Origin of the sequence: Anaerosphaera multitolerans (genome assembly GCF_004006535.1) — a bacterium.
In the GTDB taxonomy this organism is placed as follows: Bacteria; Bacillota; Clostridia; order Tissierellales; family Peptoniphilaceae; genus Anaerosphaera; species Anaerosphaera multitolerans.
On record NZ_RLIH01000023.1, the window covers coordinates 1 to 12,298 of the forward strand.

Here is a 12,298-nt window from a genome sequence, read left to right on the forward strand (position 1 = left end):
TTTAAATTACCTCCTTAAGGATTTAGTTTACTTTTTATCTCCAAGTACTTCTTCCGCAATGTTCTTAGGTACTTGTTCATAATGATCAAATTGCATTGAGTAGTTCGCTCTTCCTTGAGTGTTTGAACGAAGAGAAGTTGCATAACCGAACATTTCTCCAAGTGGTACGAAACAAGTAACTATTTGTGCTCCACCTATTAACTCCATTCCTTCCATTCTTCCACGTCTTGAGTTTATATCTCCAATTACATCACCCATGTACTCTTCCGGAGTTGTAATTTCAACTTTTTCCACAGGTTCAAGTAATACCGGATCTCCCTTTGTAAGCGCATCTCTAATAGCCATGGAGCCCGCTATCTTAAAGGCCATTTCTGAAGAGTCAACGTCGTGGAAAGAACCGTCATAAAGTGTAACTTCAATATCAAGTACTTCATATCCGCCAACTACACCTGACTTCAACGCTTCCTCAATACCTTGTTGTACCGGTCCAATAAATTCCTTCGGAATAGCTCCTCCAACAATGGCATTTTTAAATACGATTCCGCTACCCGGTTCAAGTGGTTGTACTTTTATCTTAGCGTGACCGTATTGTCCACGACCACCTGATTGACGTACATACTTGCCTTCACCCTCAGCAGGTTTAGTAATTGTTTCTCTGTAAGAAACTTGCGGATTACCTATATTTGCTTCTACTTTAAATTCTCTTAAAAGCCTGTCTACTATTATATCAAGGTGAAGTTCTCCCATTCCTGAAATAATAGTTTGACCTGTTTCATCATCTGTATGAGTTCTAAATGTAGGATCCTCTTCAGAAAGTTTTTGAAGTGCAATTGCCATTTTATCCTGTGAAGCTTTAGTCTTAGGTTCAATAGCTACTGAGATAACAGGTTCCGGAAACTCCATTTTCTCAAGTATAACAGGATTTTTTTCATCACATAGAGTATCTCCAGTTGTAGTATCTTTAAGACCTACAGCTGCAGCAATTTCTCCTGCATATACCTCTTCCACTTCTTCTCTCTTGTTAGCATGCATTAAAAGAATACGACCGATTCTTTCTCTCTTGCCCTTTGATGAGTTTAAAACATAAGAACCGGATTTTAATGTTCCTGAATAAACTCTAAAGTAAGCAAGTTTTCCAACATATGGATCTGTAACTATTTTAAAAGCAAGTGCAGATAAAGGTTCTTCATCTGAAGCATGTCTTTCAATAATTTCTTCACCATCTGGTGATGTTCCTGTTATAGCAGGAATATCAAGTGGTGATGGAAGGTATGCAACTATAGCATCAAGCAATAATTGAACTCCCTTATTCTTATAAGAAGAACCACAAGTTACAGGGGTAATTTCTACTTGAATAGTTGCCTTTCTGATTGCTCCTTTAAGTTGTTCCTTGTCGATTTCTTCACCTTCAAGGTAAGCAACCATTAAATCTTCATCATACTCAGAAACTTTTTCAATTAAATTATCTCTATATTCTTCTGCTAAATCTTTATAATCATCTGGAATATCAGTAATTTCAATTTCTGTTCCATCATCATTTTTATAAATTTCCGCTACCATTTCAACAAGGTCGATCATTCCTATAAATTGATCTTCCGCTCCTATTGGAATTTGAATTGGTACTGGATTTGCTCCAAGTCTCTTTTTAATAGTTTCAATTGATCTAAAGAAATCAGCTCCTGTAACGTCCATTTTGTTAATGTGAGCTATTCTTGGAACGTGATATTTATCAGCTTGTCTCCAAACTGTCTCTGATTGAGGTTCAACTCCACTTTTAGCATCAAATAGTGATACGGCACCGTCTAGTACTCTAAGTGATCTCTCTACTTCAACGGTAAAGTCAACGTGCCCAGGTGTGTCTATAATGTTTAATCTGTGATCTTTCCAAAAGGCAGTAGTTGCTGCAGAGGTAATTGTAATACCTCTTTCCTGCTCCTGTGCCATCCAGTCCATTTGAGCCGCACCTTCATGAGTTTCCCCAATCTTATGAATTTTACCTGTATAGTAAAGAATTCTCTCTGTAGTAGTAGTCTTACCGGCATCAATATGAGCCATAATACCTATATTCCTTACATTCTTTAAAGGTATTTCTCGAGCCATCGGCTTCCTCCCTTATTACCATCTATAATGAGCAAAGGCTTTATTAGCTTCTGCTGTTCTATGCATTTCTTCTTTTCTCTTCACGCTTGCACCAAGTCCATTAGATGCGTCTAAAATTTCCTTAGCAAGTCTTTGGTCCATAGTATGTTCCCCTCTTGCTCTTGCAAATTTTACTATCCATCTAAGTCCAAGTGTTTGACGTCTCTCAGGTCTTACTTCGATAGGAACTTGATAGGTTGCTCCTCCGATTCTTCTACCCTTTACTTCAAGTACAGGCATTACGTTATTTAAGGCCTTGTAAAACACTTCTAAAGCATCTTCACCTGTGCTTTCAGCTATAGTTTCCAAAGCTTTGTAAACTATCCTTTGAGCTGTACCCTTTTTTCCGTCTAACATTACGTTGTTAATAAGCTTAGTTATAACAACGTCATCATAAACTGGGTCAGCCATCACTTCTCTTTTTTGTATATGTCCTTTTCTTGGCATAACTTCCCTCCTTAACTATTATAGTTGATTCATTGGTACTCAGGCATACCCGTAAGCCAAAAAATCTATATAAAAGTCTAAAAAATCAAATTAGTTCTTTGGTTTTTTTGTACCATATTTAGATCTTGATTGCTTTCTTGAGTCAACACCTGCTGTGTCTAAAGTTCCTCTTATTATGTGATATCTCACACCCGGAAGGTCTTTAACTCTTCCACCACGAATTAAAACAACACTGTGTTCTTGAAGATTGTGTCCAATTCCCGGTATATAAGCCATAACTTCATATCCGTTAGTCAAACGTACTCTGGCAACTTTTCTAAGTGCTGAGTTAGGCTTCTTAGGTGTTACTGTTCTTACAGCTACACATACTCCTCTTTTTTGTGGTGAGTTAACTTCTGTTTCCACTTTTCTCAAAGAGTCATAGTTCACTTCAAGCGCTGGTGATTTAGACTTTGTTTCAACCTTTTTTCTACCATTTCTAACTAATTGGTTAATTGTTGGCATTAAGGCACCTCCTTGTTTAAATTTATATTATTACTACATAGTAGTACTAACCCGATTAAAAACTCATAACACTATTAAGACTACCTCAAAGGTAGTCTTAATAGCATTCTTAAATACTAAATTATTTTATCATTCACCGTACTTTAAGTCAACAGCTTTTTCATCAAGAAACTCGGAATTTTCAAGTAAATTAAAGTTTTCTTTCAGTTTTTCAGAAATTCCTATTTGAACTTTCCTGTTTTTTCTAACTCCCGTTCCAGCCGGTATTAGTTGTCCAATAATAATATTTTCCTTTAAGCCGTTTAACTTATCTTCCTTGCCTTTAATAGCAGCATCTGTAAGAACTCTTGTAGTCTCTTGGAAGGAAGCAGCTGATAGGAAGGAATCAGTGGCCAATGAAGCCTTAGTAATTCCCAGTAAGTTTACTTCTCCCGTAGCCTGATTTAAACCCTCTTCTTCCATTTCTCTATTTGTTAGCTTAAATTCATTTGCATCTACTAGAGAGCCCGGTAGAAATCCGGTATCGCCCGGATCCTCAACTTTGTACTTAGATAACATCTGTCTAACTATTATTTCAATGTGTTTATCGTTTATGTCAACCCCTTGAAGTCTGTAAACTCTTTGAACCTCTTTAATTATATATTCTTCAACGCCCTTTGGACCTTTAACTCTTAGTAAATCCTGAGGATATACTGAACCTTGAGTTAATTCAGCTCCCTTTTCAACATAGTCTCCATTTTTAACTTTTATTCTGGAACCGTAAACTATATTGTAGCTTTGTCTTTCTCCCTCTGAAGAGGTGATTATAACTTCACGTTTTCTATTCTGTTCCTTTATTTCAACAGTACCGTCAATTTCAGCTATTACAGCAAGCCCCTTTGGCTTTCTCGCCTCAAATAATTCCTCAACACGCGGAAGACCTTGTGTAATATCCGATGCCGCCGCAACTCCTCCCGTATGGAAAGTACGCATTGTAAGCTGAGTTCCCGGCTCTCCAATGGATTGAGCAGCAATAACTCCAACAGCTTCCCCTATACCTACTTTATTTCCCGTAGCAAGGTTTCTGCCGTAGCAATGTGAACATACGCCGCTCTTACTCTTACATCCGAGAACAGAACGTACTTTTACTTCAGTAATTCCTACAGCTTCTATTCTTTCAGCATCCTCATCGCTTATTTCTTCATTTTCAGCTACTATTATCTCTCCGGTATTTGGATCTACAATATCTTCAAAGGAATATCTGCCTTCAATACGGTCCTTTAAGCTTTCTATTAACTCTTTACCGTCAGTAAAGGCCTTAGCCAGTAGGTATTCGTCTGTACCGCAGTCCTCTTCCTTTATAATTACCTGTTGAGAAACGTCTACAAGCCTTCTGGTTAAATATCCTGAGTCCGCCGTTCTAAGAGCCGTATCCGCCAATCCCTTACGGGAACCGTGAGCCGACATGTAAAACTCCAATACTGAAAGTCCCTCTCTAAAGTTGGACTTAATAGGAACCTCAATAGTCTTACCGGAAGGCGATGCCATAAGTCCACGCATACCTGCCAACTGTCTGATTTGGTTTTTGGAACCTCTGGCTCCTGAATCAGCCATTATATAGATGTTATTTAAGTGGTCAAAACTGTCCATTACTTCAGTAGTTAATTCCTCAGTTGCATCGTTCCAAATTTCAATTACTTTTTCATATCTCTCTTCATCTGAAATCAAACCTCTTCTATAGGCTTTTTCATACTTGTTAACTTCCACTTCAGCTCTTGCCAAAATTTCAGGTTTTGAATCCGGAACCTCTACGTCACCCATGGAAATTGAAATAGCTCCAATTGTGGAATAGTGGTATCCCGTTTCCTTAATATGGTCTAAAACTTCAGCAGTCTTTATATTTCCATGTTTTCTATAGGTCTTTTCAACTATAATTCCTAAAGTCTTTTTATCTATAACCTTATCCACTTCAAGAGAATACTTATCCACACTTCTGTCTATAAAACCCAGATCTTGAGGAATAAAGGAGTTCATTATAAATCTTCCCACAGTGGAATGTACCACTTTACCCACCTTATCATTTTCATCGGCAAATCTTCTCACCCCCACATGGGATTGCAGATGTAGGAAACCGCAATAGTAAGCTTGAAGCATTCTGTCATAATCCTCAAAGATCATTCCGTCGCCCTTAAGTTTGTCTGTTCTTCCAATGGTCAAGTAGTAACAACCTAAGATCATATCCTGAGTAGGAGTGGTTATAGGTTTTCCGTCTTTAAGGGCTAAAATGTTATTTGTTGCCAACATTAAAAGTCTGGCCTCAGCTTGAGCTTCCATTGAAAGCGGCAAGTGAACCGCCATTTGGTCTCCGTCAAAGTCGGCATTATAAGCCGTACATGCCAAAGGATGCAGTTTTATAGCCTTACCTTCTACAAGCACAGGTTCAAAAGCTTGAATTCCCAATCTGTGAAGTGTAGGAGCACGGTTTAAAAGCACAGGATGGTCTTTTATTACATCCTCCAGTACGTCCCAAACTTCAGCTCTCGTTCTCTCAACCATTCTCTTAGCACTTTTAATGTTGTGGGCATGTCCTCTTCCCACAAGCTCTTTCATTACGAAAGGCTTAAACAATTCAAGAGCCATATTTTTAGGTAGTCCACATTGGTAAAATTTAAGTTCAGGTCCTACTACTATTACACTACGTCCTGAATAATCTACACGCTTACCTAGTAGATTCTGTCTAAATCTACCCTGTTTACCCTTTAACATTTCAGAAAGAGATTTTAAAGGTCTGTTTCCAGGTCCTGTTACCGGTTTTCCCCTTCTTCCGTTATCGATTAAAGCATCTACAGCCTCTTGTAACATTCGCTTTTCATTTCTAACTATTATGTCCGGCGCATTGATGTCAAGCAGTTTTTTAAGTCTGTTATTTCTATTTATAATTCTTCTATACAAGTCGTTTAAGTCGGAAGTTGCAAATCGTCCACCATCTAATTGAACCATAGGTCTAAGATCAGGCGGTATTACAGGAATTGCATCTAAAATCATCCACTCCGGTTCATTATCCGATTGAATGAAAGCTTCAATAACCTCCAACCTTCTGGAAATTCTCACCTTTTTTTGACCTGTTGCAGTTTCAAGCTCCTCCGCCAAAGTTTTTGATTCACTTTCAAGGTCTATTTTCTGCAACAACTCTCTTATGGCTTCAGCTCCCATTTTAGCTCTGAATTTATCGCCGTATTCAGCTCTGTATTCCCTATATTCAGTTTCCGTTAAAAGCTGTTTTTCATATAAAACAGTTTCACCGGCTTCCACATAAGTTACAACATAGGAAGCAAAGTAAAGAACTTTTTCCAAAGCTCTTGGACTCATATCTAAAATAAGCCCCATTCTTGATGGAATTCCCTTAAAATACCAAATATGTGATACAGGAGCGGCAAGTTCAATGTGACCCATTCTTTCACGACGCACCTTTGATTTTGTCACTTCAACGCCACATTTTTCACATACTACACCCTTGTATCTCACTCTTTTGTACTTTCCGCAACTACATTCCCAGTCTTTAATCGGTCCAAAAATCTTTTCACAGAATAAACCTTCTTTTTCAGGTTTTAAAGTTCTATAGTTAATAGTTTCAGGTTTTTTTACTTCTCCATAGGACCATTCTCTAATCTTTTCCGGTGAAGCAAGCCCTATCTTAATTGAATGAAATAAATCATGTTCGCTCAAGGAGCACTCTCTCCTTTCTTGAAGTAATGTTACATTACTCATCAAAATCCTGTAGGTCATCTAAAGATACAAAATCTTCTTCAAAACTACCGTCAAAATCTTCCTCTTCTTCAACAATTTCATCGTCTTCAGAATCCTCTATATCGTCACTGGATATTCTTCTAATGGATCCTTGTACAGGCGCTTGAGTATTCTCAATTAATTCAGTAATCTCTTCTTTGTCCTCTGTTCCAATGCTGTCAATTCTATCTAAATCATCCTCATCAGCTTGAAGGTCTACTTCATTACCCGCATCATCTAGTACTTTAATTTCAAGAGCCAAAGATTCCAACTCCTTAATTAATACTTTAAATGATTCCGGCACTCCTGATTGAGGTATATTTTCGCCTTTTACAATTGCCTCATAGGTCTTTACCCTTCCCACAATATCATCACTTTTTACAGTTAACATCTCTTGAAGAGTATAACTTGCACCATAGGCCTCAAGAGCCCAAACTTCCATCTCTCCAAATCTCTGTCCACCAAATTGGGCCTTACCGCCCAACGGTTGTTGAGTTACTAATGAGTAAGGTCCAGTACTTCTAGCGTGAATTTTCTCGTCAACTAAGTGGTGAAGCTTTAACATATACATATATCCCACTGTTACAGGGTGGTCAAATTCCTCTCCGGTTCTTCCGTCTCTTAATTGAATTTTTCCATCTGTAGGATATCCCGCCTCGTTTAAGGAGTCTATTATATCCTGTTCATTTGCTCCGTCAAATACAGGAGTGGCAACGTGCCAGCCTAATTTCTTAGCAGCAAGTCCAAGATGGACTTCCAAAACCTGTCCTATATTCATACGGGAAGGAACTCCCAGCGGATTTAATACTATTTGAATAGGTGTACCGTCAGGCATATACGGCATATCTTCCTCGGGTAGTATTCTGGAAATAACACCCTTGTTACCGTGACGTCCACACATCTTATCTCCAACTTGAATTTTCCTCTTAGTTGCCACAAAAACTCTAACCATTTCATTTACGCCCGGTTGAAGTTCGTCGCCTTCTTCTCTGGTAAAAGTCTTAACGTCTACTACAATTCCGCTTTCACCGTGAGGAAGTCTTAAAGAAGTATCTCTAACCTCTCTTGCCTTTTCTCCGAAAATAGCTCTAAGAAGTCTTTCTTCAGCAGAAAGTTCAGTTTCTCCCTTAGGAGTTACTTTTCCAACAAGTATATTCCCCGGATTGACTTCTGCTCCGATTCTGATAATTCCTCTTTCATCAAGATCCTTTAACATATCGTCGCCGACATTTGGAATATCTCTGGTAATTTCCTCAGGTCCCAATTTAGTATCTCTTGCCTCCAATTCATATTCTTCAATATGAAGTGAAGTTAAAGTGTCATTTATAACCAGTTCCTGATTTATTAATATAGCATCCTCAAAGTTATAACCTTCCCAGTTCATAAATGCTATTAAGATATTTTTACCAAGAGCCAATTCTCCTTGATCGGTACTTGGTCCGTCAGCTATTATTTCACCTTTTTTAACCTTGTCGCCTTTTTTAACAATAGGCCTTTGGTTAATAGTAGTACCTTGGTTACCTCCCACAAATTTATGAAGTCTATATCTGTCTATAACACCATCTTGGTCTCTTTTTAAACTTATTTCAGTGGAATCAACCTTTACTATTTCGCCATCATCTGTTGCAATAATTACAACTCCAGAGTCCTTTGCAGCTCTATACTCAATACCCGTTCCTATTATCGGAGATTCCGTAGTAAGTAGAGGAACTGCTTGACGTTGCATATTTGCACCCATTAACGCCCTGTTGGCGTCATCATTTTCCAAAAACGGAATCATTGCAGTACCTACAGCAACTATTTGCTGAGGTGATACATCCATGTAGGTTATTTCCTTGGAATCGAAAATATCAACTATACCCTCATGTCCTCTTGCAACTACTCTGTCATTGACAAATTTTCCGTTTTCATCTAATTCTTCATTTGATTGAGCTATTATTTGTTCATATTCAAAATCTGCCGTTAAATACTCAATCTCATCTGTAACTATTCCCTCTCCCAATTTTACTTTTCTATAGGGAGTTTCAATAAATCCGTATTCATTAATTCGAGCGTAAGTTGTTAAAGATGTGATAAGACCTATGTTCGGGCCCTCAGGCGTCTCAATAGGACACATCCTTCCGTAGTGTGAATTATGGACATCTCGCACTTCAAAGCCAGCTCTATCTCTGCTTAATCCACCAGGTCCAAGTGCAGATAACCTTCTCTTGTGGGTTAATTCTGATAGGGGGTTGTTTTGATCCATAAATTGCGATAACTGTGAAGAACCGAAAAACTCTTTAATCGACGCTGTAACCGGTCTAATATTAATTAATGATTGAGGTGTAGTAGCATCTACGTCTTGAACTGTCATTCTTTCACGAATAACTCTTTCCATTCTGGAAATTCCAATTCTAAATTGATTTTGTAAAAGCTCTCCTACACTTCTAATTCTTCTATTTCCCAAGTGGTCAATATCATCTACTACTCCCACTGAATAGGAAAGTCCGAATTCATAATTTACCGCCGCCACAATGTCATCTACAATAATGTGTTTAGGACTTAGTAAATTCATATTACTTTTCAGTTCTTCTTTTAATTTTTCAATATCATCTTCATACTCTTCCACAATTTCCTTAAACAGCGGATAGTATATTCTTTCTTTAAAACCAAGTTCCTTTAAGTCAAAAGGTAACTCAAATTCATCTGCAAAGCTGAAATTATTTCCAATTACAATTACATCTTTGTCAACTTCATCTTCACGTGAGGATTTCATCCTTACTACAACTCTGTTTATTCCACAATTTTCAATGTTCTGTGCAATTTCTTCAGTTATAAATTCATCTTGAGAAACTAGAACCTCTCCGGTTTCAGGATTTATAATATCCTCTGCAGAATATTTATTTGCTATTCTTGCACTTACACAGAGCTTTTTATTGAACTTGTACCTTCCAACGTGAGCCAAATCATATCTCTTATTGTCAAAAAACATATTTTCAAAAAGAGACTTTGCCGAATCAATAGTTGGTGGCTCTCCCGGTCTTAACTTCTTATAAATTTCTAGCAAAGCTTCATTTTTATTAGAAGTAAGATCCTTTTCAAAGGTTTTTGAAAGTGTTTCACTTTCACCTAAAAGTTCTGTAATTTCCAGATTGGATTCCACACCAATTGCTCTTAAAAGTATTGTTATTGGAATTTTTCTGGTTCTGTCAATTCTTACGTTAATAACCCCTTGGGCGTCAGTTTCAAATTCCAACCAAGCCCCACGATAGGGAATTAAAGTAGAAGAATAGAGTTTTTTTCCTGTTTTATCAGTTTCAACTTTGTAATAAGCTCCTGGACTTCTTACTAGTTGTGATACTACAACACGTTCTGCACCGTTTATAATAAAAGTACCGTTAGGTGTCATCAACGGAAGGTCGCCCATAAAAACTTCCTGTTCTTTAACTTCTCCCGTCTCCGTATTAATCAACCTAACCTTTACCTTTAAAGGTGCACTGTAGTTAGTATCTCTTTGTTTAGCGTCATCGACATCATACTTTATTTCATCGGAAACATAGTAATCGACAAACTCTAAAATCAAATTACCTGAATAATCCTCTATTGGAGATACATCTTCAAAAACCTCTCTTAGTCCTTCTTTTAAAAACCATTCAAAAGAAGAAGTCTGCACTTCAATAAGGTTTGGAAGACTTAAAACCTCTTCAATTCGAGAAAAACTCATCCTCTCTCTCTTCCCATATTTCACAGGATGTACCATTAAATTATTCACCCCTCAAATTTATGCGCAGTAAATTCTGCTATCTAATTTAGAGAACACTACTCCACTCTAACTTAATATTATGCAATTTATTATATTATCATTATCTCCTCTTTTTTGCAAGCTTTTTTGGCTTTCTCTTTTATGGGGTATAATGTATGTAGTAAATTAATTAAGGATGATTTTTATGGCAAGCATATATACACATCATAAATTCGGATTAATGATAAGAGAAAAATTTAATAGCGATCTATATAAAGTGACTTTAAATTACAAGGAAGAGTATCTGTTGGGGCAGCAAGGTCCGGACTTTTTATTTTTCAACCCTAAATTCTTTCTAAAAAAAGTTCCCCCCGGAGTTTTTATTCACAATAAAAGCCTTAAGGACTTTCTGGATAGAAATATGGACTATTTAAAATCCCAACCTTTAAATTCCCCCGCTCTTTCCTACACCGTAGGTTTTATCTGTCACTTTATACTGGATTCTAAAATTCACCCTGCTGTAAATAATTTAAGTACTAAGAACTATACCCATCAAGAAGTGGAATCAGAATTGGACAGGTATCTTTTAAAAGTCGACAATTTAAATCCCACCGCCTTTCATATGGAAGATTTAGTGCCTAGAAATAAAAATACTTTTAAAGATATTCTTCCTCTTTATAAAAGTTATAGTTCAATTGACGAAAAAAGTTTTTATACCTCTTTAGATAACTTCTATAAATGGAAAAAATTCTTTCACAGCGAAAGTAAAATTAAAGAAACTGTAATTTTAAGCACAATGAAAATACTAGGTGTTAAAAGCACTATAGGCGGTCAGGTTATGAGACAGGAGCCTCTACCGGGTAGCGCTCATTCCAATAAAGTACTTTTCAATTTATTTAACAGCACCTTGGACTTAGCACCTAAATTAATATATAATGCTTTGGATTATGTTTTTAAAGACGAGTTACCGGATGAGGATTTTTATTTTAACTTTAACGGTATACTCAACATATAGGAGGTATTATGGAAGAAATAAACACCATGGACTCACATCCATTAAAAGATAAAGACAAAAAACATAAGTTTATAATATTTTTAGGTCTTTTTACTATTTTTAACATTATTGGTGAAATAATAGGCTATTTCAGCAGCAACGTACTTTACTATATTGATCTTGTAAGCTCTTTAGTTTATTTTTTCCCCGCTACAATAGGTTTTTTTATCATATCTTCAATTGTAAAAAAGAAAGACAGACCTGAGCTTAACCTTTGGTCTAAAATAAAACTAATAGTAGGGATGCTGATAGTGGAATATATAGCTGTATTTATTATAATGATACTTACTGCAAACTCTATAGACGCTGTGGACAATCCCATAATATATACTGTGGAAGACACATCTTTAATATCACTTACCATTGTATTGGCTTGGTCTATGTTTGCTGAAGAAGCTTATAAAATTTCAACTTTCTTTCTATTTAACGGAAGTTTCAGTTATGAAGATAAAAACAGATATTGGATTTCATGGATTATAACTTCAACTATATTTGGACTTTTCCATTTGGCAACTTATGATTATAACGTACTTCAATGTCTTATAATGATAGGTCTTCCAACTATTTTCTACGGCTATCTTTGGAAGAAAAGTATGCGCCCTTCATTAATGTGGGCAGTTCATTTTCTCTTTGACTACCTTATAATAATGCCACTTTATTTAGTATAA

The 12,298-nt window shown here is 36.7% G+C and carries 7 protein-coding genes; 2 read left to right on the forward strand and 5 right to left on the reverse strand.

Translation table 11 applies throughout. The annotated features are described in order from the left end of the window. Positions 1-27: 27 nt before the first annotated feature. The 5 genes from fusA to rpoB form a co-directional block, all read right to left on the reverse strand. Positions 28-2,100, reverse strand: a complete 2,073-nt coding sequence (gene fusA, locus EF514_RS10285; RefSeq protein ID WP_127725369.1) for an elongation factor G — start codon at positions 2,098-2,100, stop codon at positions 28-30. 15 nt (positions 2,101-2,115) lie between these two features. Further along, positions 2,116-2,586 carry a 30S ribosomal protein S7 gene (gene rpsG, locus EF514_RS10290; protein WP_127725370.1) on the reverse strand — a complete coding sequence of 157 codons (471 nt, stop codon included), beginning with the start codon at positions 2,584-2,586 and terminating at the stop codon, positions 2,116-2,118. A 90-nt stretch (positions 2,587-2,676) separates the two neighbouring features. Continuing rightward, the gene (gene rpsL, locus EF514_RS10295) at positions 2,677-3,090 is read right to left on the reverse strand and encodes a 30S ribosomal protein S12 (RefSeq protein ID WP_127725371.1); all 414 of its coding nucleotides are present in this window, start codon (positions 3,088-3,090) and stop codon (positions 2,677-2,679) included. Positions 3,091-3,219: 129 nt separating this feature from the next. Then, entirely contained in the window at positions 3,220-6,795 is a 3,576-nt protein-coding gene (gene rpoC, locus EF514_RS10300; protein WP_127725372.1) for a DNA-directed RNA polymerase subunit beta', read from the reverse strand. A gap of 34 nt (positions 6,796-6,829) precedes the next feature. Next, positions 6,830-10,594: a DNA-directed RNA polymerase subunit beta gene (gene rpoB / locus EF514_RS10305; protein WP_127725375.1), complete on the reverse strand. Its 3,765-nt coding sequence runs from the start codon at positions 10,592-10,594 to the stop codon at positions 6,830-6,832. Positions 10,595-10,781: 187 nt separating this feature from the next. Here rpoB and EF514_RS10310 point away from each other — a divergent pair, with 187 nt between their 5' ends. Next, positions 10,782-11,591 carry a zinc dependent phospholipase C family protein gene (locus EF514_RS10310; RefSeq protein ID WP_164845591.1) on the forward strand — a complete coding sequence of 270 codons (810 nt, stop codon included), beginning with the start codon at positions 10,782-10,784 and terminating at the stop codon, positions 11,589-11,591. 8 nt (positions 11,592-11,599) lie between these two features. Next, the gene (locus EF514_RS10315; protein ID WP_127725374.1) at positions 11,600-12,298 is read left to right on the forward strand and encodes a CPBP family glutamic-type intramembrane protease; all 699 of its coding nucleotides are present in this window, start codon (positions 11,600-11,602) and stop codon (positions 12,296-12,298) included.

Bases quoted from the DNA above. Each gene is read 5' to 3' on its own strand.
- rpsL (WP_127725371.1), bottom strand. From the start codon at position 3,090: ATGCCAACAATTAACCAATTAGTTAGAAATGGTAGAAAAAAGGTTGAA.
- rpsG (WP_127725370.1), bottom strand. From the start codon at position 2,586: ATGCCAAGAAAAGGACATATACAAAAAAGAGAAGTGATGGCTGACCCA.
- fusA (WP_127725369.1), bottom strand. From the start codon at position 2,100: ATGGCTCGAGAAATACCTTTAAAGAATGTAAGGAATATAGGTATTATG.
- rpoB (WP_127725375.1), bottom strand. From the start codon at position 10,594: ATGGTACATCCTGTGAAATATGGGAAGAGAGAGAGGATGAGTTTTTCT.
- EF514_RS10310 (WP_164845591.1), top strand. From the start codon at position 10,782: ATGGCAAGCATATATACACATCATAAATTCGGATTAATGATAAGAGAA.
- EF514_RS10315 (WP_127725374.1), top strand. From the start codon at position 11,600: ATGGAAGAAATAAACACCATGGACTCACATCCATTAAAAGATAAAGAC.